25 protein-coding genes and 1 riboswitch are annotated in these 24225 nt (G+C 73.2%); of the genes, 11 read left to right on the top strand and 14 right to left on the bottom strand.

Annotated elements, in window-relative coordinates; all coding sequences use genetic code 11:
• Positions 1-25: 25 nt before the first annotated feature.
• A complete protein-coding gene (locus ACFWY5_RS33505; protein ID WP_379636631.1) occupies positions 26-1048 on the bottom strand; it encodes a sigma-70 family RNA polymerase sigma factor in 1023 nt (340 codons plus the stop codon).
• 10 nt (positions 1049-1058) lie between these two features.
• Positions 1059-1445: a MerR family transcriptional regulator gene (locus ACFWY5_RS33510; protein ID WP_379636633.1), complete on the bottom strand. Its 387-nt coding sequence runs from the start codon at positions 1443-1445 to the stop codon at positions 1059-1061.
• Positions 1446-1521: 76 nt separating this feature from the next.
• On the opposite strand from ACFWY5_RS33510, the gene ACFWY5_RS33515 reads away from it, so the two are divergent.
• Complete coding sequence (locus ACFWY5_RS33515) at positions 1522-2295, top strand: MBL fold metallo-hydrolase (protein WP_379636635.1); 774 nt, start codon at positions 1522-1524, stop codon at positions 2293-2295.
• Between the two features lie 74 nt (positions 2296-2369).
• Here ACFWY5_RS33515 and ACFWY5_RS33520 read toward each other — a convergent pair whose 3' ends face one another.
• Entirely contained in the window at positions 2370-3488 is a 1119-nt protein-coding gene (locus tag ACFWY5_RS33520) for a S1 family peptidase (protein WP_379611757.1), read from the bottom strand.
• 71 nt (positions 3489-3559) lie between these two features.
• A complete protein-coding gene (locus tag ACFWY5_RS33525; protein WP_379636637.1) occupies positions 3560-4750 on the bottom strand; it encodes a glycosyltransferase in 1191 nt (396 codons plus the stop codon).
• A 37-nt stretch (positions 4751-4787) separates the two neighbouring features.
• On the opposite strand from ACFWY5_RS33525, the gene ACFWY5_RS33530 reads away from it, so the two are divergent.
• Positions 4788-5348 (top strand): TetR/AcrR family transcriptional regulator, encoded by a 561-nt coding sequence (locus ACFWY5_RS33530; protein WP_379636639.1) that lies wholly within the window; start codon positions 4788-4790, stop codon positions 5346-5348.
• On the opposite strand, the gene ACFWY5_RS33535 is transcribed toward ACFWY5_RS33530, so the two are convergent.
• On the bottom strand, positions 5345-5743 hold the full coding sequence (locus ACFWY5_RS33535; RefSeq protein WP_379636641.1) for a RidA family protein: 399 nt from the start codon (positions 5741-5743) through the stop codon (positions 5345-5347). The two genes, ACFWY5_RS33530 and ACFWY5_RS33535, sit on opposite strands and share 4 nt — an antisense overlap.
• 9 nt (positions 5744-5752) lie before the next feature.
• On the bottom strand, positions 5753-6322 hold the full coding sequence (locus ACFWY5_RS33540) for a TIGR03086 family metal-binding protein (protein ID WP_379636643.1): 570 nt from the start codon (positions 6320-6322) through the stop codon (positions 5753-5755).
• Positions 6323-6373: 51 nt separating this feature from the next.
• Here ACFWY5_RS33540 and ACFWY5_RS33545 point away from each other — a divergent pair, with 51 nt between their 5' ends.
• Positions 6374-6796 (top strand): MarR family winged helix-turn-helix transcriptional regulator, encoded by a 423-nt coding sequence (locus ACFWY5_RS33545; protein ID WP_379611763.1) that lies wholly within the window; start codon positions 6374-6376, stop codon positions 6794-6796.
• A complete protein-coding gene (locus tag ACFWY5_RS33550) occupies positions 6793-7293 on the top strand; it encodes a MarR family winged helix-turn-helix transcriptional regulator (RefSeq protein ID WP_379611764.1) in 501 nt (166 codons plus the stop codon). The genes ACFWY5_RS33545 and ACFWY5_RS33550 overlap by 4 nt, the downstream gene beginning before the upstream one ends.
• On the opposite strand, the gene ACFWY5_RS33555 is transcribed toward ACFWY5_RS33550, so the two are convergent.
• Complete coding sequence (locus ACFWY5_RS33555) at positions 7277-8182, bottom strand: LysR family transcriptional regulator (protein WP_379611766.1); 906 nt, start codon at positions 8180-8182, stop codon at positions 7277-7279. The two genes, ACFWY5_RS33550 and ACFWY5_RS33555, sit on opposite strands and share 17 nt — an antisense overlap.
• Positions 8183-8275: 93 nt before the next feature.
• Between ACFWY5_RS33555 and ACFWY5_RS33560 the strand changes: the two genes are divergently transcribed.
• A complete protein-coding gene (locus ACFWY5_RS33560) occupies positions 8276-9634 on the top strand; it encodes an MFS transporter (protein WP_379636645.1) in 1359 nt (452 codons plus the stop codon).
• Here the strand turns inward: ACFWY5_RS33560 and ACFWY5_RS33565 are convergent.
• Positions 9622-10890, bottom strand: a complete 1269-nt coding sequence (locus ACFWY5_RS33565) for a right-handed parallel beta-helix repeat-containing protein (protein ID WP_379636647.1) — start codon at positions 10888-10890, stop codon at positions 9622-9624. The two genes, ACFWY5_RS33560 and ACFWY5_RS33565, sit on opposite strands and share 13 nt — an antisense overlap.
• An 82-nt stretch (positions 10891-10972) precedes the next feature.
• On the opposite strand from ACFWY5_RS33565, the gene ACFWY5_RS33570 reads away from it, so the two are divergent.
• Positions 10973-11188 carry a hypothetical protein gene (locus ACFWY5_RS33570; RefSeq protein WP_379636649.1) on the top strand — a complete coding sequence of 72 codons (216 nt, stop codon included), beginning with the start codon at positions 10973-10975 and terminating at the stop codon, positions 11186-11188.
• Here ACFWY5_RS33570 and cobF read toward each other — a convergent pair.
• Positions 11167-11913: a precorrin-6A synthase (deacetylating) gene (gene cobF / locus ACFWY5_RS33575; protein WP_379611769.1), complete on the bottom strand. Its 747-nt coding sequence runs from the start codon at positions 11911-11913 to the stop codon at positions 11167-11169. The genes ACFWY5_RS33570 and cobF overlap by 22 nt on opposite strands.
• A gap of 71 nt (positions 11914-11984) precedes the next feature.
• On the opposite strand from cobF, the gene ACFWY5_RS33580 reads away from it, so the two are divergent.
• The 4 genes from ACFWY5_RS33580 (at position 11985) to ACFWY5_RS33595 (ending at position 15260) form a co-directional block, all read left to right on the top strand.
• Complete coding sequence (locus tag ACFWY5_RS33580; protein WP_379636651.1) at positions 11985-12368, top strand: PPOX class F420-dependent oxidoreductase; 384 nt, start codon at positions 11985-11987, stop codon at positions 12366-12368.
• Positions 12365-13579, top strand: coding sequence for a precorrin-6y C5,15-methyltransferase (decarboxylating) subunit CbiE (gene cbiE / locus ACFWY5_RS33585; RefSeq protein ID WP_379636654.1), 1215 nt, complete (start codon positions 12365-12367; stop codon positions 13577-13579). The genes ACFWY5_RS33580 and cbiE overlap by 4 nt, the downstream gene beginning before the upstream one ends.
• On the top strand, positions 13576-14319 hold the full coding sequence (cobM, locus tag ACFWY5_RS33590; protein ID WP_379611772.1) for a precorrin-4 C(11)-methyltransferase: 744 nt from the start codon (positions 13576-13578) through the stop codon (positions 14317-14319). Before cbiE ends, cobM begins: the two co-directional genes overlap by 4 nt.
• A 164-nt stretch (positions 14320-14483) precedes the next feature.
• A complete protein-coding gene (locus ACFWY5_RS33595; RefSeq protein WP_379636656.1) occupies positions 14484-15260 on the top strand; it encodes a cobalt-precorrin-6A reductase in 777 nt (258 codons plus the stop codon).
• Here the strand turns inward: ACFWY5_RS33595 and ACFWY5_RS33600 are convergent.
• The 3 genes from ACFWY5_RS33600 to ACFWY5_RS33610 form a co-directional block, all read right to left on the bottom strand.
• Positions 15248-16789: a precorrin-2 C(20)-methyltransferase gene (locus tag ACFWY5_RS33600; protein ID WP_379636658.1), complete on the bottom strand. Its 1542-nt coding sequence runs from the start codon at positions 16787-16789 to the stop codon at positions 15248-15250. The genes ACFWY5_RS33595 and ACFWY5_RS33600 overlap by 13 nt on opposite strands.
• A complete protein-coding gene (locus ACFWY5_RS33605; protein ID WP_379611775.1) occupies positions 16789-17409 on the bottom strand; it encodes a precorrin-8X methylmutase in 621 nt (206 codons plus the stop codon). Before ACFWY5_RS33605 ends, ACFWY5_RS33600 begins: the two co-directional genes overlap by 1 nt.
• On the bottom strand, positions 17406-18551 hold the full coding sequence (locus ACFWY5_RS33610; RefSeq protein ID WP_379636660.1) for a precorrin-3B synthase: 1146 nt from the start codon (positions 18549-18551) through the stop codon (positions 17406-17408). The genes ACFWY5_RS33605 and ACFWY5_RS33610 overlap by 4 nt, the downstream gene beginning before the upstream one ends.
• Positions 18543-18748, top strand: a riboswitch (cobalamin riboswitch). Its footprint overlaps the gene before it by 9 nt.
• A gap of 30 nt (positions 18749-18778) precedes the next feature.
• On the opposite strand from ACFWY5_RS33610, the gene cobN reads away from it, so the two are divergent.
• Complete coding sequence (cobN, locus tag ACFWY5_RS33615; protein ID WP_379611778.1) at positions 18779-22339, top strand: cobaltochelatase subunit CobN; 3561 nt, start codon at positions 18779-18781, stop codon at positions 22337-22339.
• Here the strand turns inward: cobN and ACFWY5_RS33620 are convergent.
• A complete protein-coding gene (locus ACFWY5_RS33620; RefSeq protein WP_379636662.1) occupies positions 22294-23625 on the bottom strand; it encodes a cobyrinate a,c-diamide synthase in 1332 nt (443 codons plus the stop codon). The genes cobN and ACFWY5_RS33620 overlap by 46 nt on opposite strands.
• Positions 23622-24224 carry a cob(I)yrinic acid a,c-diamide adenosyltransferase gene (gene cobO, locus ACFWY5_RS33625; protein ID WP_379636664.1) on the bottom strand — a complete coding sequence of 201 codons (603 nt, stop codon included), beginning with the start codon at positions 24222-24224 and terminating at the stop codon, positions 23622-23624. The genes ACFWY5_RS33620 and cobO overlap by 4 nt, the downstream gene beginning before the upstream one ends.
• Between the last annotated feature and the right edge of the window lies 1 nt (position 24225).

Below are 24225 nucleotides of genomic sequence, written 5' to 3' on the forward strand. Positions count from 1 at the left end.
GTCCCTTCGGTTGGTGCCTTCGGGACTACAACCCGGGTGGTGGCGAGAACTCATCGCGGGGCAGCGAGGTCGGCAGGCCGTACTCGGAGAAGTCGGCCTTAAGGAAGGAGACGACCTCGGCGATCCGCGCGCCGCGCAGGCGGAGCAGGTCGAGGCCGGTGGGGACGTAGGCGTCGCGTCCGGTGTCCCACATGTAGGTGGCGAAGGTGATCTGGCCGTTGGCGTGGGCGGGCAGGATGCGCCAGCGGTAGGTCAGCGGGCCGTCCTCCAGGAAGCCGCGGATGCCGGCGTGACCCTGGTACCAGACGGTCAGCGGCGGCATGGAGTACTTGGCGTCGTCGGTGAGCATGGCCACGATCGAGGCGACGTCGCGGGCCTCCCAGGCGGCCATGTAGCGCTGGGCCAGCTCCCGCTGCGCGGCCTCGCCCAGCGTGTCGAGCGTCTGGCGCTGGCTGGTCTCGGGCAGGAGCCCGGCCAGGACCTTCCTGGCCCGCTGCAGGGCGCTGTTGACCGCCGCGACCGTGGTGCCGAGCTGGTCGGCGGCCTCGCGCGCGGCGTAGCCGAGCACGTCGCGCAGCAGGAGCACCGCCCGCTGCAGGGGCGACAGGTGCTGCAGGGCCGCCACGAACGCCAGTTCCACGCTCTCGCGGGCCAGCGCCCTGGCCTCGGGCCCGAGCTCGGCGGTCCAGGTCATCAGCCGGTCGGGGTACGGCTCCAGCCACGCCTTCTCCGCCAGCGGCGCGCCGTCCGGGCTCAGATCGGTCGGCAGCTCGCGGCGCCCGCGGCGCTCGATCAGCGTGAGCGACCGGTTCGTGGCGATCTTGTACAGCCAGGGCCGGACGCCGCCCCGGTCCTCGAAGCGGGGCAGGGCCCGCCAGGCCCGGTCGAGCGCCTCCTGCACCGCGTCCTCGGCGTCGTGGAGCGAGCCCAGCATGCGGTAGCAGTGGGCGCGCAGCTCGTCGCGCAGCGGGCCGACCAGCTTGCCGAAGGCGTCGTCGTCACCGGCGCGCGCGGCGGCCAGGAGCTCTTCGGCCGTGGTGTCGTCCATGTCCCCATCTTCACCTGCGGGCGCGCCGTACCGCCTGCTTGAATTCCGGGCACTCCACGAGCGGGTCGTGGTCGCAGACGGCGGCGTGGCGCAGGCTGTCGCGCAGGCGGGTGAGCTGCTCGACGCGCTCGTCCACCTCGCGCTCCTTGGCGGCGAGGTGGGCGCGCAGGGCCTCGTCGCCGGGGCGGGCGCTCAGGAAGCGGGCGATCTCGGCGAGCGTGAATCCGGCGTCGCGGGCGCAGGTGATGAGCGCGAGCCGGTCGAGGATGCCGGGGTGGTAGGCGCGGCGCAGGCCGTTGCGGCCGTCGGCGGAGATGAGGCCCTTGCGCTCGTAGAAGCGCAGTGCCGACGGGGCCAGCCCGGAGCGGCGCGCCACTTCGCCGATGTCGAGTTCCATCTGACTCCTTGACTTGAAGCGCGGTTCAAGTAGGAGCCTATCCGGCATGAGAGTTCATCACCTCAATCTCGCTTCCATGCGGACCATCGACGCCACCGACGACTCCCTGCCGGCCGCCGCGGCCGTCTGCCACGCCCTGCTGGTGGAGACCCCTGTCTCCGGGCTCGTGCTGGTCGAGGCCGGGCTCGGGCAGGACGACGTGGCCAGTCCCGGCGAACTGCTCGACCCCGAATGGACCCAGGCCGTCGAGCCCGCCCTTCGACCGGCGGAGACGGCCGTGCGGCAGGTCGCCGCGCTGGGGTACGACCCGGCCGACGTGCGGCACATCGTGCTCACCCACCTGGACGTGGACCACAGCGGCGGCCTGCCCGACTTCCCGCGGGCACGGGTCCACGTGATGGCGGCCGAACTGGAGGCGGCGCTTGCCGAGGCGCCCAGCCGCCGCTACCGGCCCGGCCACTGGGCGCACGGCCCGCTCTGGGAGACCTACCACCCCTCCGGAGAGAGCTGGTACGGCATGGCGGGGGCCGTGCCCCTGACCGGGCTGCCGCCCGAGTTTCTGCTGGTCCCGCTGGGCGGGCACACGCGCGGGCACGCGGGGGTCGCGGTGCGGAACGGCACCGGCTGGCTGCTGCACGCCGGCGACGCCTACTTCTACCACCGCGAGCTGGATGAGAAGGAGCCCGAGGTCCACCCGCTCATGGACATCCTGCAGAACTCCTCGCAGGTGGACGCCGACCTGCGCCTGGCCAACCGGGAACGGCTGCGCGTACTGCGGCACCAGCACGGCGTGGAGGTGATCTCCGCGCACGACCCGTGGGAGTTCGCGAGGCACGCGGCCCGGACATGAGCGTGCCCGGCGCGAATCGCGCCGGGCACGCCGTGGGACCCGGGTCAGGCGGGGGAATCCACCCGGGTCTGGGTTCAGCCGACTACGAGCCTCAAGCTGTAGGCCCCGAGGATCTCGTTGACCGGCTGGTGATAGGTCGTTCCTCCGCTGGAGCAGTTGCCAGAACCGCCGGAGGTGACGCCCTGGGCCTGGCTGCCGGAGATGAACGAGCCACCGGAGTCACCGGGCTGCGCGCACGCGCTGGTGCGGGTCAGGCCGTTGACGGTGCCCTGTGGGTAGCGCACCGTGGCGTTGTGCTGCTGGATGGTGCCGCAGCGCCAACCGGTGGTGGAACCGGAGCGGCAGATCGAGGCTCCGACGGAGGCCTGGGTCGAGCCGCGGACGATGACGTTCTGGCCACCGGAGCCGCGCACCCACGGACGGACCGTGTTGCCGGGAGCCGCGACCCACGCGTAGTCGTTGCCGGGGAAGGACGAGCCGCGGAACGTGCCCGTCGGGTTGGTGGTGCGCGAACCGACGCGGCCGCAGTGACCGGCGGTCACGAAGCCGGGGGTCGTGCCCTGGGTGACGGAGAAGCCCACGCTGCACCGGCTGGAGCCGATGTAGTAGGGGGCGCCGCCGATGATGTCGATGAACGGCTGGGGGTTCTCGGTCGTGACCGAGATCTGCACGGCGGTCCTGTCCACGCCCGCGGCGGCCACGAGGGCCTCCCCGGCTTCCTGCGTGGCGGCCTGGACGGCGACGGTGTTGGTGGTCACGTCGACGTACCACAGCGCGCCCGAGCCCTTGTCGGCGGCCGCGTCAAGCTGGTCCTTGACGGCGGTGAGCTGGGCAAGCGTACGTGAGACGACGACGGGCTGAGCGCCCTGCGCTTCGATCGACGCGGTGGCGGCCTTGTCGGTCGTGGCGACGTTGAGCTTGGAGGCGTCGGCGTTCAGCCAGGAGCCGGCGTAGGAGGCGCCGAGCTGGGTGGAGAGCTTCGCTTCCGCGGCGGCGGCGCGCTGCTCGTTGGCGAGGCGGGTGTGCACCTGCTGTTCGGTGAGACCGAGGTCTCGCTCCATGGCGTCGACCATGGCCGGGGGTGCCTGCTCGGGGGCGGCGGACGGGGGATCTGCGTGGGCGGCGGTAACCGGGCCCGCTAAGCAGAGAGCCACGATCGTGGCGGTGACGAGTGCGGAGCGTTGACTCGACATATGCACTCCTTTTCGGGGGGTGCTGTCAAATTAACGTTTGCTGTACCGGCCTTTCCATCCCAAAGGGGTCCTTATAAGGACGTTATGCAAGCGCGTTCCACGGCCTCTACCACGGGCGCGGCACCGTCCTCGGCCGCGATCCGGCCCGCGATTTCCTCCGCCCGGGTACGGCCGGGCACCGCCTCGGCCACCGCAGAAGCCAGCCGTCCGGCGGTGATCCGCCCAGTGAGCGGAGCCGGGGCCACCCCCAGCCGCCACAGCCGCCCCGCCCAGAGCGGCTGGTCGCCCCAGACCGGCATCGTCACCGCGGGAACCCCCGCCCGCAGCCCGGCCGCGGTGGTCCCGGCGCCCGCGTGGTGCACCACCGCCGCCATGCGCGGGAACAGCCACTCGTGCGGCACTTCTCCCACACCGAGCACGTCGTCGCCGAGCGGCCCCGTCACGCCGGTCTGCACGACTCCGCGCAGCCCGGCCAGGCGCAGCGCGGCCAGGGCCAGTTCGGTGAAGCGCTCGGCCGCGGCGCCGCCATGACTGCCCGAGCCGACGAACACCGGCGGCGGCCCGGCGTCGAGAAAGCCGGCCAGGTCGCCCGGCGGCGTCCACGCGGGCCGGGGCGCCGGCCACCAGTAGCCCGGCACCTCCAGCCCGGGGCGCCAGTCCGCCGGGCGGGGCAGGACGCTCGGGCTGTAGCCGTGGAAGACCGGCCAGCGGCTCGACTCGCGCCGCCGGTAGACCGCCCGCGAGCTCATCGGCGCCAGCCCCAGCCGGGCGCGCAGCTCCTTGGCCGAACCGGAGTGCGCCGGTGAGGGCCCGGCGAACATGAGGCGGGCCGCCGCGCGGTTGCCCCACCTGCCCAGCGAACGGCGGGAGGCGCCCATGACCGGCGGGAAGTCGCCGGTCGGCTCCACCGGCTGCAGGTGTACGCCCATGCTCGGGATGCCCATGGCCTCGGCCACGTGGTACCCGGCGGACGCGGAGACGCCGAGGAGCAGCAGGTCCGCGCCGGCCGTGGCGACGTCCACGATGCCGTCGGTCACCTGCCTGGCGTATGCGGCGAAGGCGGCCCAGTTCCTGGTGCCGAGCAGCGCCGACGGGTCGCCCGGTATCGCGCGGAAGTCCAGCCCCGCGTCGGTGACCAGGCTTGAATAGGGTGCGTGGGCGGCGATCGCCACCTCGTGGCCCGCCGCGCGGATCCGCGCCCCCAGCCCTGTGTAGGGGGCTACGTCACCCCTCGTGCCCACTCCTATGATCACAACGCGCATGCTTTTTACAATGCAGTCGCATGGTAAAGGAGTCAAGATGCCCAAAGTCGTCGACCACGAGCTACGGCGCCGCCAGATCGCCGAAGCGGTGCACCGGCTCATCGACGCCCACGGCATCGACGGCGTCAGCCTGCGCGAGGTCGCCGCCGAGGCCGGGGTCAGCATGGGCCTGGTGCAGCACTACTTCACGACCAAGGACGAGATGCTGCTGCTGGCCATGGACCATCTGCACCTGCGCATCACCGAGCGGATCGGCGAGGTGAGCGGATCGCCCAGGGAGATCCTGCGGGCCGGAATTCTGGAGCTCCTGCCGCTGGACGACGCCCGGCGGACCGAGGCGCGGATCGGGATGGCGTACCTGGCCAGGTCGGTCGTTGTGGACGACCTGGCCGAGGTGCTGCGCAACGGCCTGCCGTTCGTGCTGGGGTTCTACGCGAGCGTGATCAGAGCCCTGCGCCCCGACCTGGACGCGGAGCAGGAGGCGAGCGCGTTGTTCGCCATGGCCCAGGGGCTGGTGCACCCGGCTCTGATCGGCCACTACAGCCCACGGGCGGTGGAGACGATCGTGGACCGCTACCTGGACCGGCTGCTGGACTAGAGCGGGAGGACGGCCACCGCCTCCACCTCGACGAGCTGGTCGGCGTAGCCGAGCGCGGCCACGCCGAGCAGGGTGCTGGGGGCCTCGTGGCCGCCCATGTACTCACGGTAGACCTTCCACGCGGCGACCAGGTCGGCCTGCCTGGTGGAAGCGACGTACACGGTGGTCTTGGTGATGTCGGTCAGCTTGGCGCCCACCTCCTCCAGGGAGATCACCAGGTTGCGCATCACCTGGTCGGCCTGCCCGGCCACGTCGCCCACCGCCACCGTCGCGCCGTCGCGGTCGAGAGGGCAGGCGCCGGCCACCCAGATGTTGCGCACCGGGGCGTCGGCCACCGAGGCGTAGGCGTACTCGACCCGCGCCAGGCGGTCGCTGTACTCAAGACGAACACTCATGATCTCTCCTTAGTCCGGCCAGACAGGGGAACGGCCCAGCATCGCGACGATCCGGTCCAGCCGTGTACCCCCGGGCCACGCTACCTCCGGGGCGAAGGCGGCGCCGGGAGCCGTACGGGCCTGACCTCCGGGTACGGCCGCGGCCACGGGGAGCGCGGCGTCGAGCAGATCGGTCTCGAACTCCACGGCCACGCCCAGCGCCCTGGCCACGTCCCAGGCGTGGACGACGTAGTCGATGAAGTGGAAGCCGATCGCCCGCTCCGCGGGCACGACCACGCCCAGCTCCGGCAGCGGGAACTCGGCCACGACGTCGCCGGCGAAGGCGGCCAGCACGTGTCCCGCCGCCGCGCGGTAGGCGCCGGCCGGGTCCTCGCCCAGGTCGCGGAGCCGCCACCCGTCGAGCCCTTCCTCGCCTCTGGAGGCGGCGGCGAAGCCGTAGTGCTGGGCGGTCATGTGCGTGAGCAGGTCTCGCAGGGTCCATCCGGCGCACGGGGTCGGCCTGGCGAGGTCGGCCGCGCGTACCTGGTCCACGAGCGCGACGCCCGTCCGGACGGCGCGGGCGTCCATTTCGATAAGCATGTGCCTATCATCTGCATGGGCTTATCGTAAGTCAATCGATATCGTGGCGGGGTGACCGAACGCCGCGACCTCGCCGCGATGCTCCATCCGCTGGTGAAGGCCCTGATCGCCGCGGAGATCCGGGTGCTGGAGCCGCATGGGATCTCCATGTGGGCCTATGTGGTGCTCAGCGCGCTGGACGACGGGCCGGTGCGTACCCAGGCCGCGCTCGCGGAGGCGGTCGGCGCGGACAAGACGCGCATCATCGGGACCCTCGACCGGCTCCAGGAGGCCGGGCTGATCACCCGTGAGCCGGATCCCGGCGACCGCAGGGCCCGGCTCCTGGCGATCACCGACGAGGGCCGGCGCCGGCGGCGGGCGGCGCGGGCCGACATCCAGGAGGGCGAGGAACACCTGCTCGCGGCCCTGTCCCCCGGCGACCGCGAGGCTTTTCTCCGGGTGGCCGAGACGCTGGCCAATAATGTGGCCCCGTGACCCAGGACCCCACCGAGATCAGCCATTGGCGGGCCCTCCGTCTCCTCCAGGCCCGCATGGACGAGGACATCGCCCGCCTCTACACCGAGGCGCGCATCGACGGGCTCAAGCCCAGCTACGTGATGGAGCTGATCAAGCTGCATCTGCGGGGGCCGATGACCATCAAGGAACTGGCCGAGGCCGTGCGGCGCACGCACTCGGCGCTCAGCCAGAAGGTCGCCGCCATGCGGCGGGCGGGGCTGGTCGAGACCGTCACCGGCGCCGACGCCCGCAGCAAGCAGGTCATGCTGACCGAACGCGCCACCGGCATGATCGACCGGCTGATGGCCGAGTGGCGCGCCACCGAGAGCGCCCTGGCCGAGCTCGAGTCCGAGATCCCCTACCCGCTCGGGCAGGTGGTCCTGGACATCGAGCGGGCGCTGGAGCGCCGGAGCTTCCACGACCGCATCGCGGAGAAGCTCGCCGCCGACCCCGCGTGGATCAGCCAGGAGGGCTGAAGACGGCCCGCATGCGGGCGCGCAGCCAGGCGTGCGCCGGGTCGGCGTCGTGGCGGGGATGCCAGGCCTGCGAGAGCTCGATCGGGGGCAGGTCCACCGGGATCGGGAAGGTCACCAGGCCCAGGAGTTCCACCGCCGACCTGACCTGCCACTCGCCCGCCATGCCGACCAGGTCGGTCTCCCGCGTCAGGAGAAGGGAGGCGATGAACGTCGGGACCGTCCCCCGCACCCGGCGGGAGAGACCCACGGCGGCCAGCGCGTCGTCGATCGGGCCGCGGGTACGCCCCCTGCGCGAGGCGATGACGTGCTCGGCGGCGGCGTAGCGCTCCGGTGTGACCGGGCCGTCCAGCAGCGGGTGCCCGGCCCGCACCACCCCCACGGGACGGTCGCGGACCAGCGGCTCGACCAGGGTCTCCGGCTCCGGGTCGGTGATGACGGTGACCTCCAGGTCGGCCAGGCCCTCGCGCAGCACACGCTGGTCGCCCGGCCCCTCGGGGATGAAGCGCAGCCGTACCCCCGGCGCCGTGACGGCCAGTTCGGTCAGCAGGGGCGCGGCCGCGGCCTGGATCACCGCGTCGGAGGCCCGCACCACGAAGTCGCGTACCAGCGTCGCCGGATCCGGCTCGCCCGGCGGCGTGAACACCCGCCGCGCCGCCTCCACGACCGCGCGCACCTCCGCCCGCACGGCCAGCGCCCGCGGCGTCGGCACCATCCGCTGACCCGACCTGACCAGGATCGGATCGCCCATCGCCACCCGGATCCGGCCGAGCGTCCTGCTCATCGCCGGCTCGGACAGGTGCAGCCGCCGCGCGGCCCCGGAGACGCTGCCCTCGTCGAGCAGCACGTCGAGCGCGATCAGCAGGTCGAGACTCGGTTGCGTTTGACGCATATATCACCTGCCAAAGTTGCATTTGAGGTTAAGCCGGACTCCACCCTACGGTGAGTCCGCGGAATCCATCCACCTCATGCCAAGGGGACATCCATGCCCGTCACCAGGCCCGGCCCGGTTCTCGCCGTCATGTCGGCCGCCGTGGTCGCGGCGATCGCCCTGGTCGCCGCCGTCAACCTCGCCCTGCCCACGCTCGCCGCGAGCGGCCTGCACCCGTCGCCGGCACAGCTCGTCTGGATCGTCGACTCCTACGTCCTGGTCTTCGCCTGCCTGCTCATCCCCGCAGGCGCGGCGGGAGACCGCTTCGGCCGCAAGGGCGTGCTGCTGACCGGGCTCGGCGTGTTCGCGGCCGGTTGCCTGGCCGCCGCGCTCGCCCCGAACGTGGCCGTCCTGATCGCCGCCCGCGCGCTCAGCGGTGCGGGCGCCGCGATGATCATGCCCGCCTCGCTCGCCCTGTCCGTCCACGCCTACCCGCCGGAACGACGCGGTCACGCCGTCGCCGTCTGGACCGCCGCCACCGGCGTCGCCGGAGTGGCCGGCAACGTCGGCGGCGGGCTGATCATGCAGTTTCTGCCCTGGCAGGCGCTCTTCGCGGTGATGGTGCCGGTCGCCGCGGTCCTCGCGGTGCTCGCCGCCCGTCTGGCGCCCCGCGTGACCCGGCACGAAGCCGCACTCGACCTGCTGGGCGCGGCGCTGCTGACCGCCGCCTCCGTCGCGCTCATCGGCGGCATCATCGAGGGCCCCGAGGCGGGCTGGACCAGCCCGGGGGTGCTCGCCGCCCTCGCCGGCGCGCTGCTGCTGCTCGCCTGGTTCACCATCCACCAGACCCGTACGGCCCAGCCGCTCCTCGACCCGAGGCTGTTTCGCGCGGCCGGGCTGCGCGCGGGCACCCTGGGCGTGGCGGTGACGTTCTTCGGGATGTTCGCCCTGTTCTTCGTCAACGCCCGCTATCTCCAGGAGATCAAGGGTTTCTCCCCCTTGCTGACCGGGCTGGCGATCCTGCCGATGACGGTCCCGATGATCGTGCTCTCGCGGATGTCGGGCCGCCTGCCCCGGCTGCCCGCGGTGGCCGCCGGGCTGGCCGGGAACGTGGCCGGGCTGGTCCTGCTGTCGTTCGCCGACGCGGCGATGCCGTACCCGGTCTATGCGGCGGGGCTCGTGGTGATGGGCGCGGCCATGGGGTTGTGCCTGCCCGTGCTCTCCCACGAGATCATGGCGGCGCTGCCGTCCGAGCGGGCCGGGCTCGGCTCGGGGCTCAACAGCGCCGCCCGCGAGCTGGGCAGCGCCGTCGGCGTGGCGGTCATGGGAACGGTCGCAGCGGCGAGCGGCACCGGCGCCGCCTACCTGGTGGTGGCCGCCGTCGTGCTGGCGGGCGGCGCGGTCTCGCTGGGGTGGCTCGCGAGCCGGCCGGCGAGACCGCGTTCGGGTGATCCCGTGGCTCAGTACTCGTAGGCGCCGGCCTCGATGGCGCCGTCCTTGCCCACGGCGGCTCCGGCCAGGTCGAGGTCGTCGAACTTGGTGGCGCCCAGGCCGATGGCCGGGCTGCCGGCGCGCAGGCGCAGCGGATGGGCGGGGTCGAAGCGCGGGTCGGCGTACTTGCTGTCCGGGCTGTGCGGCATCTGGTACTGGCCGCCGAAGAAGACGTTGCGGTGGTTGTCGGTGAAGCCGGACTCGGAGTACGCGCTCTTCTTGGCCGCGTGAACGATGTTCTGCGACATCGACAGGTGCCGGTTGGTGCAGCCGGCGTCGCAGACCACGCCCTCGGCCGCCGGGTTGGTCAGGTGGATGGAGTTGTTGTCGAAGGCGGTGGCGAAGACCGGGCCGTTGGGCTCGGGGCGGCCGTCCTCGTGGACGGGTCCGCGGGTGACCAGGCCGCCGCGGCCCTTGGCGCCGTAGATGGCGTTGTACTCGAAGACGTTGCCGGTGGAGACGCCGTCCTTGTCGTCGCTGTAGGTGCCGAGTTCGGTGAAGGTGTCGTTGTCGACCGAGATGTTGTGGTGGACGCGGTTGCGGGAGCCGTAGAAGATCTCGACCGCGGCGCCGTCCCACACGTAGTCGTGGCTGGGGGCGATCGAGCCCTTCATCGTGTTCCAGCCGATGTTGGAGTCGTCGCCGTGCACGAGGATCGCGAACGCGCCGGAGTCGTCGTTGTCCGGCACCGGTGTGTTCTTGCTCATGTGGTTGTTGTTGACGAACTCGTTGGCGGTCACCGCCGCGTACTTCGTACCCTCTTCGATGAAGACGCCCGCGGCGGCGCCGGTGATGTAGTTGCGCTCGACCACGTTGTCATCGCCGCGCACCTTGACGCCCGCCCAGGCGCAGCGGCCTTCGTCGCCGTCCACGCCCACCTGGAGGTTGTAGACCTCCAGGTGGTTGCCGGCGAGATCCACGCAGGCCTCGCCGTCGCCCTTCACGACGGGCCTGGCGCCGGTGCCGTAGGCGTCGATCACGATGGGGGCGGCGGCGGTGCCCGACTCGGTGACGGCCAGCTGGCCCGTCCAGGAGCCGCCGCGGCGCAGCAGCAGCCTGGCGCCCGCGGGCAGGTCGGCCGCGGAGGCCTTGGCCAGGGTCTTCCAGGCCGTGGCGGGCGAGGTGCCGGCGCCGGAGTCGTCGACCGCGGCGCTGTCGAGGTAGTAGACGGGGGCGGCGGACGCCGAGGCGGAACTTGCTCCGAAGCCGGCGCTCGCCAGCGCGAGGGCGACGGTCACGCAGATCCTTAACACGGAAGGCCTCACCTTCTCGACAAAGATCGGTCAGCCGCCACCATAGGCGATTTCGGGAGCGCTCCCAATGGTTGACGCGTCCGCCTCGAAGAAGGCCAGGATCACCGCGGCCACCGCCAGCGCGGGCTCCGACCTCTCCGCGGGCTCGGGGGCGCCGTACGGGCCGAGCGGTGAAACCCCTCGAACTCCCGCCAGGCCAGCCCGCGCGGCGCCTCCCCCGCGCGGCCTCCTGCTCGCGATCGCGGCCGTGCCGGTCCTGCGCTACAACCTGCGGAGCAGGTAGGTGTCCATGATCCAGCCCTTGCTCTCGCGAGCCTCCGCGCGCAGCCGCCGGATCTCGCCGGCGACCTCGGGCACCGGCCCCTCGACCCGGATCTCGTCCGGCGTGCCCAGGTAGGCGCCCCAGTAGATGTGCCAGTCCGCCCCCAGATCGCCGAAGGAGCAGTGCGCGTCGAGCATGACCAGGACGTCGTCGGCCGGCGGCCCCTCCGCCGCCAGGCGGCGGCCGGTGGTGATCTGGACCGGACGTCCCACGCGGGTGAGGCTGGCGCGGTGGGTGGCGGTCAGCGCGGAGACGCTGGTGATGCCGGGCACCACCGCGTACTCGAAGGCCACCCGGCCCGCCGCGAGGATCTCCTCGACGATGGCCAGCGTGCTGTCGTACAGGCCAGGATCGCCCCACACCAGGAAGGCCCCGGTCTGCCCGTCGGACAGTTCCTCGGCGATCAGCCGCTCGTAGATGGCCGCCCGGCGCGAGCGCCAGTCCTCGACCGCGCCGGTGTAGGCGGGCGTGGTGCGGTCCCGCTCCGGATCCTCCGCCTCCACGATCCGGTACGGCTGCCGCCCATGCTCCTCGATCATCCGCTGCCGGAGATCGACCAGGTCGTGCTTGGCCGCGCCCTTGTCCAGGACGAAGAAGACCTGCGCCGCGGCGATGGCCTTGACGCCCTGGAGCGTGAGGTGGTCGGGGTCACCGGCGCCGATGCCGATGATGAGGATGCGTTTCACCGGAGAGAGTCTGCCTTCGGAGGAGATGTCGGGCGCGATTACGATATCCCCGGTCGGCCAGAAGGAGACGTGTGAACCTGTTCGAGCAAGGTGACGGCTTTGCAGCATTCTGGGAAGAACGTCACCTCTGTACGCTCACCACGGTCCGGCCCGACGACACCCCGCACGTGGTCCCGGTCGGGGTCACGCTCGACCTCGCCGAAGGCATAGCCCGGGTGATCACCTCCGGGACGTCGCAGAAGGCCAGGTACGCCGCCCGGGGAGCCCGGGTCGCCGTCTGCCAGGTGGACGGGCGGCGCTGGTCGACGCTCGAAGGCCGGGCCGTACTCAGGGACGAACCCGAGCAGGTCGCCGAAGCCGAGCGGCGCTACACCGCCCGCTACAAGCCGCCGCGCGCCAACCCGGCCCGCGTGGTCATCGAGATCCACGTCACCCGCGTCCTGGGCAACGTGTGATCACCGTCGTCGGCATCGGCGCGGACGGCTGGGCGGGGCTGGCGCCCGGCTCGCGGGCCGCACTCGAACGAGCCGAAGTGATCATGGGAAGCGCCCGGCAGCTCGGCACCCTGCCGCCGTCCGGGGCCGAGCGCGTCACCTGGCCCTCGCCGCTGCTGCCCGCGCTCGGCGGCCTCGTCGAGTCGTACCGCGACCGCGTGGTCTGCGTGCTGGCCAGCGGCGATCCGATGTTCTTCGGGATCGGCTCGACCCTGGTCAGGCTGCTCGGCGCCGGACGCCTCACGGTGCTCCCCCACGTCTCCTCGTTGTCGCTGGCGTGCGCGCGGCTCGGCTGGCCGGTCGAGGGCGTCGAGGTGATCAGCCTGGTGGGCCGGCCCGTGGCCGCGCTCAACGCCGCGTTCGCGCCGGGGCGGCGCCTGGCCGTGCTCGGGTCGGGACGCACCTCCCCCACCGACGTCGCCGCCCTGCTCACCGCGCGCGGCTACGGCCGCAGCACGCTCACGGTCCTGTCCGACCTCGGCTCCACCACCGAGACCCGCCTGAACGGCACCGCCGCCACCTGGGCCGGCGAACCCGGCTCCGCCCTGAACGTCATCGCCGTCACCTGCCGCCCCGATCCCGGCCTGGAGCCGCTGGCCCGCGTACCCGGCCTGCCCGACACCGCGTTCGAGCACGACGGGCAGCTCACCAAGCGCGAGGTCCGCGCGGTCACCCTGTCGCGGCTGGCCCCGCTGCCGGGCGAGCACCTCTGGGACGTCGGCGCCGGAGCGGGCAGCATCGCCATCGAATGGATGCGCGCCCACCCCTCCTGTACGGCCAGCGCCGTCGAAAGCCACCCCGCCAGAGCCGCCGCCATCCGCAGGAACGCCGAGATTCTGGGCGTACCCGGCCTGGAGATCGTCGAGGCCCGCGCGCCCGACGGGTTGTCCGGGCTGCCCGAGCCGGACGCGATCTTCGTCGGCGGCGGGCTCACGGCGCCCGGGATGCTGGAGACGTGCTGGTCCGCGCTGCGCCCCGGCGGACGGCTGGTGGCGAACGCGGTCACGCTGGAGTCGGAGGCCCTCGCCGTCCGCTGGCAGGCGGAACGCGGCGGCGACCTGGTGCGGCTGTCGGTGCAACGGGCCGGACCCGTGGGCGGGTTCACCGCGTGGCGGCCGATGATGCCGGTGACCGTGTGGTCGGTCGTGAAACCCGAGGAGGATGCGTCGTGACCGTGTATTTCATCGGAGCCGGGCCGGGGGCGGCCGATCTGGTCACCGTTCGCGGGCTGCGGGTGCTCGAGCGGGCGCCGGTGTGCCTCTACGCCGGGTCGCTGGTGCCGCGGGAACTGCTGGAGTCCTGCCCGGCCGGGGCCCGGCTGGTGGACACCGCGAACCTGACGCTCGACCAGATCGTCGCCGAGTTCGCGGCCGCGCACGCCGCCGGGCACGACGTGGCCAGGCTGCACTCGGGTGACCCGTCGGTGTTCAGCGCCGTGGCCGAGCAGATGAGGCGGCTCGACGCGATCGGCGTGCCGTACGAGGTGGTGCCGGGGGTGCCCGCGTTCGCCGCCGCCGCGGCGTCGCTGGGCAGGGAGCTGACCGTGCCGGGCGTCGGGCAGACCGTGGTGCTGACCCGCGTGTCCGGGCGCGCCACGCCGATGCCGCCGGGCGAGGACCTGGCCACGCTGGGGGCGAGCGGCGCCACGATGGTGCTGCACCTGGCCGTGCAGCGCATCGACCAGGTGGTCGAGGAACTGCTGCCGTCCTACGGCGCCGGGTGCCCGGTGGCCGTGGTGGCGCGGGCCAGCAGGGACGACGAGCTGATCCTGCGCGGAACCCTGTCCGACATCGCCGCCCGGGTGCACGAGGCCGGGGTGAAGCGCACGGCGGTGATCGTGGTGGGCCGCGTGCTGTCGGCCTCGGAGTTCCCCGACAGTCACCTGTACAGCGCCACCCGAGCCCGCCCATGACCCCGCCCACAGATCCGCCCGTGGAACCGCCCGCAGGTCTGGCCGAGCGCCCGCCCACAAGTCCGCCCGAGCGTCCGCCTGCGGATCCGTCCACGGAACCACCCGCGGGTCCGTCCACGGGTCCGTCCGTGGACCCGTCCGTGGACCCGTCTGCGGGTCTGTCCATGGGTCTGCCTTCGCGTCCCGTCGCGGGTTCGCGCGGGGGTGGGGTGCTGATCCTCGGGGGTACGGCCGAGGCCAGGGCGTTGGCCGCCGAGCTGGTGCCCTCCGGCATGCGGGTGGTGTCGTCGCTGGCCGGGCGGGTCACCAATCCGCGATTGCCGGTGGGTGAGGTGCGCGAGGGCGGGTTCGGAGGGGCTGAGGGGCTGGCTCGGTGGATCGTGGCCGAGAAGATCGAGAGGCTCGTTGATGCCACTCACCCGTTCGCCGAGCGGATGAGCGCCTCGGCCGCCGAGGCCGCCGCCCTGGCCGGGGTGCCGTTGCTGGTGTTGCGCCGTCCCGGCTGGCGCGAGGGGCCGGGCGACCGGTGGCGCCGGGTGCCCTCCCTGGCCGCGGCGGCCGAGGAGCTGGGCCGTGCGTTTCCCGGCGGGCGGGTGTTCCTGACGACGGGGCGGCGGAGTCTGCCGGTGTTCGCGGGGCTCACCTCGATGTGGTTCCTGGCCAGGTCGGTGGATCCGCCCGAGCCGCCGGTGCCCGCGAACGCGCACGTGGTGCTGGATCGCGGGCCGTACACCGTGGAGGGTGAGCGCGCGCTCATCGGCGGGTACCGTCTCGACGTGCTGGTCACCAAGGACAGCGGCGGCGCCATGACGAGCGCGAAGCTGGTCGCGGCCCGGGAGACCGGACTCCCGGTGATCATGGTGGATCGGCCGCCGCCGCCCGCGGGGGTGCGGCTGGTGGAGAGTGCGGGCGCGGCGGCGGCCTGGGTTCAGACCGGGTAGCGGCGCGGGGTGTAGACGGCGCCGCTCTCGCTCACCCGGGTGGTCGAGGAGCCGATGATCAGCAGACAGCGCATGTCCACGTCGGCCGGGTCGAGGGCGGCCAGCGTGGTGACGGTGATCGACTCCCGCGGCCCGCCGACGTCACGGCCGATCACCACCGGAGTGCCGGGCGCGCGGTGCTCCAGCAGCAGGTCACGCGCGGCGCCCACCTGCCAGGTACGGCTGCGCGAGGCCGGGTTGTACAACGCCAGCACCAGATCGGCCCGCGCCGCGGCGCGCAGCCGGTCGGCCACGACCTCCCACGGCTTGAGCAGGTCCGACAGGGACAGTACGCAGTAGTCGTGCCCCAGCGGCGCCCCCACCCGCCCGGCCACGGCCTGCGCTGCGGTCAGTCCCGGCACCACCCGCACCGGCACGTCCGGGAAGTCGGAGGCCGCCTCCAGCACCGCGCTGGCCATCGCGAACACGCCAGGGTCGCCGGAGGAGACGACCGCCACCCGGGCGCCGTCGCGCGCCATCTCCAGCGCGTGCCTGGCCCGCTCGGCCTCGACCCGGTTGTCGGTGCGGTGGCGGCGCTGGCGCGGGTTCGGCTGGACGCGGTCCACGTAGGGGCCGTAGCCGACCAGGTCGGTGGCGGCGGCCAGCGCCTCCTGCGCCTCCGGCGTGAGCCACGGCCGCCCGGCGGGCCCGAGCCCGACCACGACGACCTCGCCCGGCCCCTGCCCGGCCGGCTTCTCCGGCACGAACGTGTACTCGGCCGGGCTCGGCAGCAGCGCCAGCGAGAAGTACGGCACGCCCTCGGGATCCACGTCCTTCAGCGGCGCGACCCGCTGGGCGTCCATGGTGGCGCGTTCCACGTACCAGGCGTCGTCCAGCCGTCCTGCCTCGGCCAGCGCGTCGCGTACCTTCTCGAAGGTACGGCCCAGCTTCAGCACCGCCGCCGAGTCGGTGGCGCGCAGCTTCTCGGCCAGCACCTCGCCGGGCAGGGTGCCGGGCAGCACGGTCAGCGTCTCGTCCCGCTCGACCAGCGGACGGCCGAGCACCGCCGACGCCCCGCTGATCGAGGTGACGCCCGGCACCACCTCGGTCGGGTAGCGGTGGGCCAGGCGCTTGTGCATGTGCATGTAGGAGCCGTAGAAGAGCGGGTCGCCCTCGCTCAGCACCACGACCGTACGCCCCGCGTCGAGATGTGCGGCGAGCCTGGCGGCGCACTCGACGTAGAAGTCGTCCAGCGCGCCCTGGTAGCCGCCCGGATGGTCGGTGGTCTCCGTGGTCAGCGGGTAGAGCAGCAGCTCTTCGATCTGCCCTTCCCGCAGGTACGGCAGGGCGATCGAGCGGGCGATGCTGCGTCCGTGCCGGGCGGCGTGGTAGGCGATGACGTCGGCCTCGCCGATCAGCCTGGCCGCCTTCACCGTGATCAGCTCCGGATCCCCGGGTCCGAGCCCCACCCCGAAAAGCCGCCCGGCACCCGCCACCCGCTCGCCGTCCCCGGCCAGATCCCTGCCCGCCGCGCGCTCGTTGTGTTCCATCACTCCACCTCGCTCGCGATGGCGTTGACCGCCGCCGCCGTCATCGCGCTGCCGCCGCGCCTGCCGCGCACCACGAGGTGCTCGAGCCCGCTCTCGGCCAGCGCCTGCTTGGACTCGGCCGCGCCGATGAACCCCACGGGAATCCCCAGCACCGCCGCCGGTCTCGGCCCGCCCTCCGCGACGATCTCCAGCAGCCGGAACAGTGCCGTGGGCGCGTTGCCGATCGCCACGACGGCACCGTCCAGCCGGTCGAGCCAGTACTCCAGCGCCGCCGCGCTGCGCGTGGTGCCCAGCTTCTCGGCCAGCTCGGCCACGCCGGGCGCGCCGAGGGTGCAGATCACCTCGTTGCCGGCGGGCAGCCTGCTCCTGGTCACGCCGGAGGCCACCATCATGGCGTCGCACAGGATCGGCGCCCCGGCCCCGAGCGCCGTACGCGCGTCCCCGACCACGTTCGGCGACCAGCCGAGGTCGCCGACCAGGTCGGTCATCCCGCACGAGTGGATCATCCGCACCGCCACCTGGGCCACGTCGGCCGGGAGCCCGGACAGGTCCGTCTCGGCGCGGATGGTGGCGAACGACCGCCGGTAGATCTCGGCGCCGTCGCGTATGTAGTCGCTCACTTCTGCCTTTCTTGGTATCCGTCGCCGGTCGCGACCATCTCGATGACCCGGCCCTTGGGCAGGCCGCAGCGGCGCTCGCAGCCCGCCCAGTGGACGGGCAGTTCCGGGCGGCGCTCACGGGCGGCCACCCACTGGGCGGCGTCGTGCTGGACGTCGGCCAGGGACTTGGCGCAGCCGGGGCTGCCGGTGCACGCGCTCACCCCTGTCCAGGGCGAGTCCGGGTCGGTGACCAGGCCGGATCCGGTCAGGTCGGGCGCTTCGGCGAGGTCGAGGAGCACGACGGTACGCCACGGCGTGAGCCGTACCGGGACATCGAGGGTGGCGAGCAGGCGCGCCTGGGCCGCGGTGAGCCGCCCGAGCGGGACCACGGCCTCGACCGCCACCCGGCCGTCCGGCAGCGCGATCACCCCGGCCCCGCGCGCCCGCACCGGGGACGCGCTCGCGGCGGTGCCGGCCTGGACGCGCGTGGCGGTGAGGCGCGTGGCGGTGAGGCGCGCTGCGGTGAGGTGGGTGGCGGTGAGGTGGGTGGCGATGCGGGCGGGCCCGTCGGGGAGTTCGGCGATGCGCCAGGCGCCGCTGTCCGCGCGCTCGGCCAGGAAGGCTCGCGCGGCGGCCAGGAGGGTGTCCACCCCGGCGCCGGGGATCGCGAAGGGCGTACCGGCCAGCAGGATGCCGTCCTCGACCAGGGTGACGTCGGCGCCCAGCGAGGTGACGTCACCGCCGCCGTCGTCCAGGGCGAACAGGAAGCGGCCCGGCAGCTCGGCCAGGGCGGGGTCGGCGCACAGGGCGCGGTCCAGGGCCTCGACGAGGGGGTGGGTGGCGAAGCCGGTCAGCCGCCCGCCGAGCGGCGAGGCGACGATGTTGCGCACCCGCTCGTGCGTCGGCGAGGGCAGCAGGCCCACCGCGGCCATCCGATCGGCGAAGATCGCCGGAGATTCCACTGCGCGCACCTGGACGTTGGCGCGCGAGGTCAGCTCGATCCCGCTCGTGCAGAAGGCGGCCAGTTCACGGAGCTGAGCTGGGGTGATGGCACCGCCGGGCAGGCGGATCCTGGCCAGCGGGCCGTCCGCGGCGGCGTGCGTCTGTAGCGCTCCCGGACAGGCATCTGGGCGGAGACGTCCGGAAAAGTCGGCTATGGACACGATGAGGATGGTAACGCCAGTAGGCTCACCCTTAGGCGACGGCAATGGGAGGAAGCCGGTGAGAAACCGGCGCGGTCCCGCCACTGTGACCGGGAAGCGAACCCCACCACAGGCCACTGTCCAGCGATGGGCGGGAAGGCCGGGGTGAGCATCGATCCGGGAGCCAGGAGACTCCTGCCGTCGCGACACCTGCGAACGGGGCGAGGACCCCGAGGGAGGACTGCGGCGTGCCTGGCGTTCTGCTGCTCTCTACATCCGACACCGACCTGCTGAGCGCGCGCGCCAGCGGCGCGGACTACCGCCTGGGCAACCCCGCCAGGTTGCTCACCGACGACCTGCCCGCGCTCGTGGACGGCGTCGACCTGATCGTGGTCCGGCTGCTCGGCGGCCGCCGCGCGTGGGAGGAAGGCCTCGACGCGCTGCTCGCCGGTCCACGCCCGGTCGTCGTGCTCGGCGGCGAGCAGGCCCCCGACGCCGAGCTGATGGAGCTGTCCACGGTGAGCGCGGGCGTCGTCGCCGAAGCGCACGCCTACCTCGCGCACGGCGGCCCCGCCAACCTCGCCGAGCTGCACGGCTTCCTGTCCGACACGGTCCTCCTGACCGGGTACGGCTTCGCCCCGCCGGCCCCCATGCCCTCCTGGGGCCCGCTGGAGCGCGACTCCAAGGCCACCGAGGGCCCCGTGATCGGCGTCCTGTACTACCGGGCCCACCACGTGGCCGGCAACACCGCGTTCGTGGAGTCCCTGTGCCAGGCGATCGAGGAGACCGGCGGCCGGCCGCTGCCGGTGTACTGCTCCTCGCTCAGAACAGCGGAGCCCGCGCTTCTGGATGTCCTGCGCACCGCCGACGCCCTGGTCGTGACCGTCCTGGCGGCGGGCGGCTCCCGTCCGGCCACCGCGGGCGCGGGCGGCGACGACGAGGCGTGGGACGTCGGCGCGCTGGCCACCCTGGACGTCCCGATCCTACAAGGACTCTGCCTGACCAGCGGCAAGAAGGAGTGGGAGGACAACGACGACGGCCTGTCCCCGCTCGACGCCGCCTCGCAGGTGGCCATCCCCGAGTTCGACGGCCGGATCATCACGGTGCCGTTCTCGTTCAAGGAGATCGACGAGGACGGCCTGACCGTCTACACGGCCGACCCGGAGCGGGCCCGCCGCGTGGCCGGGATCGCGGTGCGCCACGGCCTGCTCAGGCACACGCCGCCGGCCGAGCGGCGGCTCGTGGTCATGCTGTCGGCGTACCCGACCAAGCACTCCCGGGTCGGCAACGCGGTCGGCCTGGACACCCCCGCGAGCACGGTCCGGCTGCTGGCCAGGCTGGCCGAGGCCGGCTACGACCTCGGCGAAGGCTTCCCCGGGGTCGCCGAGCAGGACGGCGACGCGCTCATCCACGCGCTGATCGCCGCCGGCGGTCAAGACCAGGACTGGCTGACCGAGGAGCACCTGGCGGGGAACCCGGTGCGCATCCCCGCCGCCGACTACGAGCGCTGGTACCGCACGCTGCCCGCGGACCTGCGCGCCGGCATGGAGCGGCACTGGGGTACGCCGCCCGGCGAGCTGTTCGTCCACGAGGGCGACATCGTGCTGGCGGCCCTGCGCGCGGGCAACGTGGTGGTCATGGTCCAGCCGCCGCGCGGCTTCGGCGAGAACCCGATCGCCATCTACCACGACCCCGACCTGCCGCCCAGCCACCACTACCTGGCCGCCTACCGCTGGCTCTCGGCGGACTTCGGCGCGCACGCGATGGTGCACGTGGGCAAGCACGGCAACCTGGAGTGGCTGCCCGGCAAGTCGGCCGGGATGTCGGCCTCCTGCGGCACCGACGCCGCGATCGGCGACCTGCCGCTCATCTACCCGTTCCTGGTCAACGACCCGGGCGAGGGTACGCAGGCCAAGCGGCGGGCGCACGCGGTGCTGGTGGACCACATGGTGCCGCCGATGGCCAGGGCCGAGTCCTACGGCGACATCGCCCGCCTGGAACAACTCCTGGACGAGCACGCCTCCATCGCCGCCATGGACCCGGCCAAGCTGCCCGCGATCAGGGCGCAGATCTGGACGCTGATCCAGGCCGCCCGGCTCGACCACGACCTGGGGATGGCCGACCGGCCGCACGACACCGAGTTCGACGACTTCATCCTGCACGTGGACGGCTGGCTGTGCGAGGTGAAGGACGCGCAGATCCGCGACGGCCTGCACGTGCTCGGCCAGGCGCCGGAGGGGCCGGCCCGGGTGGGGCTGGTGCTGGCGATCCTGCAGGCCAGGCAGATGTGGGCGGGCAAGGAAGCACTGCCGGGCCTGCGCCAGGCGCTCGGGCTGACCGAGGACGGCACCGCGTCGCTGAAGGACGTGGACCGGGTCGAGGCCACCGCCCGCGCGCTGGTGGAGGCGATGGAGGAACGCGGCTGGACGGTGGAGGCCGCCGCGGCCGTGGCGCCCGGCCCCGAGGTGGAGAGCGTCCTCCGCTTCGCCGCCACCGAGGTCGTGCCCAGGCTGGCGCGTACCACCGACGAGATCGACCACGTCCTGCACGCCCTGAACGGCGGCTACGTCCCCGCCGGCCCCAGCGGTTCGCCGCTGCGCGGCCTGGTCAACGTGCTGCCGACCGGCCGCAACTTCTACTCGGTCGACCCCAGGGCGGTCCCGAGCCGGCTGGCGTGGGAGACCGGGCAGGCCATGGCCGACTCGCTCCTGGAGCGCTACCGCACCGACACCGGCGACTGGCCGCGCTCGGTGGGCCTGTCGGTCTGGGGCACCAGCGCGATGCGGACCGCGGGCGACGACGTGGCCGAGGTCCTGGCGCTGCTGGGCATCCGCCCGGAATGGGATGAGGCCTCCCGCCGTGTGGCGGGCCTCGCGCCGATCCCGCTGGAGGAGCTCGGCCGCCCCCGCATCGACGTGACCGTCCGCATCAGCGGCTTCTTCCGCGACGCCTTCCCGCACGTCGTGGCGATGCTCGACGACGCGGTACGGCTCGCCGCCGGCCTGGACGAGGACGACGAGGACAACTACGTCCGCGCCCACGTCAAGGAGGAAACGCACGGCGACGAGCGCCGGGCCACGATGCGCATCTTCGGCTCGGCCCCCGGCGCCTACGGGGCGGGCATCCTGCCGCTCATCGACAGCCGCAACTGGCGCGACGACGCCGACCTGGCCGAGGTGTACGCGGTGTGGGGCGGCTACGCCTACGGCCGCGACCTGGAGGGCGTGCCCGCGCGCGCCGACATGGAGAGCGCCTACCGCCGGATCGCCGTCGCCGCCAAGAACGTCGACACCCGCGAGCACGACATCGCCGACTCCGACGACTACTTCCAGTACCACGGCGGCATGGTCGCCACCGTCCGCGCGCTGACCGGCAAGGCCCCGGCCGCCTACGTCGGCGACAGCACCCGCCCGGACGCCGTCCGCACCCGCACCCTGTCAGAGGAGACGTCCCGGATCTTCCGCGCCCGCGTCGTCAACCCGAACTGGCTGGCCGCGATGCGCAGGCACGGCTACAAGGGCGCGTTCGAACTGGCCGCGACCGTCGACTACCTGTTCGGCTACGACGCCACCACCGGCGTCATGGCCGACTGGATGTACGACAAGCTCGCCGCCGCGTACGTGCTGGATCCCGAGAACCAGGCGTTCATGGCCAAGTCCAACCCGTGGGCGCTGCACGGCATCGCCGAACGGCTGCTGGAGGCGGCCGAGCGGGACATGTGGGAGCACCCGGACCCGGAGATCCTGCGGGGTGTGCAGGAGGTCTACCTCAAGACGGAGGGCGACCTGGAGGACGACACCAGCCGCTGAGCGAGCACCGGGCTGCCCGCCCAGTGCAGGTGCAGGTAGGAGGCGGTGAGCAGGGCGTCGCCGTAGCCGTCGGCGCCGCCCTCCCACCGGTACAGCGCCCAGCCGCCCAGGTCGGCGGTGGTCCGGTGGAACTCGTGGCCCCTGAACCGCTCGCCCGGCCGGGTGAGCAGCGACCGGCTGACCGCCGTGGCCTCCCGGTAGCCGAGCGTCAGCCTGCCCGTCATCCGGGCCTTGCCGGGGACCCTGCCGCACATGCGCCGGCCGTCGAGTTCCTCGCACAGGTACAGGAGCCCGGCGCACTCGGCGGCGATCGGCCCGTCGAACGCGGCGACCTGGGCGCGCAACGGCTCGTTGGCGGCCAGCTCGGCGGCGTAGACCTCGGGGAAGCCGCCCCCGATGATCACCGCGCCGGTGCCTTCCGGGAGCTTCTCGTCGTGCAAAGGGTCGAAGACGGCGATCTCGGCTCCGGCCGCGCGCAGCAGCTCGACGTGCTCGGTGTAGCCGAAGGTGAACGCCGCTCCGCCCGCGACCGCCACGATCTTCGGATCCGGCCGCGCGGTGCCGGCGGCCGCCGGGTTCCAGGGGGTGCCGGGGAGGGCGGGGGCGGTGGCGGCGAGCCGTACCAGAGCGTCGAGGTCGCAGGAGCGGGACACGAGCTCGCCCAGGCGCGCCACCGAGGAGACCGCTTCCGCCTCGCGTTCGGCGGCCGGGATCAGGCCCAGGTGGCGGGAGGGGGTGGCCACGGCGTCGTCGCGGCGGATGGCGCCCAGGACCGGGACGCCGGCCGCGTCCAGGGCGGCGCGGCACAGCTCCTCGTGCCGGTCGGAACCGACGCGGTTGAGCACCACGCCGCCGACGCGTACGCGCGGGTCGAACGTGGCGAAGCCGTGCACCACCGCGGCCACGGAACGGCTCTGCCTGGCCGCGTCCACCACCAGCACGACCGGCGCGTCCAGCAGCCTGGCGACGTGCGCGGTGGAGGCGAAGTCCGTCTCCCCCTTGCCGTCGAACAGCCCCATCACGCCCTCGACCACCGCCACGTCGCACCCCGCCGCGCCGTGCAGGAACAGCGGCGCCACCCGCTCCTCCCCGGCCAGCCACGGGTCGAGGTTGCGCCCGGGGCGGCCGGTGGCCAGGGCGTGGTAGCCGGGGTCGATGTAGTCGGGGCCGACCTTGTGCGGCGAGACCCGGAGCCCGCGCGCCCGCAGCGCCGCCATGAGCCCCGTGGCCACCGTCGTCTTCCCGCTGCCCGACGACGGCGCCGCGACGACCAGCCGCGGGATCACCACTCGATGCCTTTCTGCCCCTTCTGCCCGGCGTCCATGGGATGGCGTACCTTGCCCATCTCCGTGACCAGGTCGGACACCTCCAGCAGCCGCTCCGGCGCGTCCCTGCCGGTGATCACCACGTGCTGGTTGCCCGGCCGCCCCGCCAGCGTGGCGAGCACGTCGTCCAGATCCAGCCAGCCCCACTTCAGCGGGTACGTGAACTCGTCCAGCACGTAGAAACGGTAGGTCTCGGCGGCCAGGTCGCGCTTGATCTGCTCCCAGCCCTCGCGGGCGTCGGCCGCGTGATCCTCCTCGGTACCGGGACGCTGGATCCACGACCAGCCCTCGCCCATCTTGTGCCAGCTCACCGAGCCGCCCTCGCCCGACTCGCCCAGCACCAGCAGCGCCCGCTCCTCGCCGATGCGCCACTTCGCCGACTTCACGAACTGGAACACCCCGATCGGCCAGCCCTGGTTCCACGCCCGCAACGCCATCCCGAACGCCGCCGTGGACTTGCCCTTCCCCGGGCCCGTGTGCACCATCAGCAACGGCCGGGTACGCCGCTGGCGCGTGGTCAGCCCGTCATCCGGCACGACGTCCGGCTTGCCCTGCGGCATC

Origin of the sequence: Nonomuraea sp. NPDC059007 (assembly GCF_042740555.1) — a bacterium.
Lineage (GTDB): Bacteria > Actinomycetota > Actinomycetes > Streptosporangiales > Streptosporangiaceae > Nonomuraea.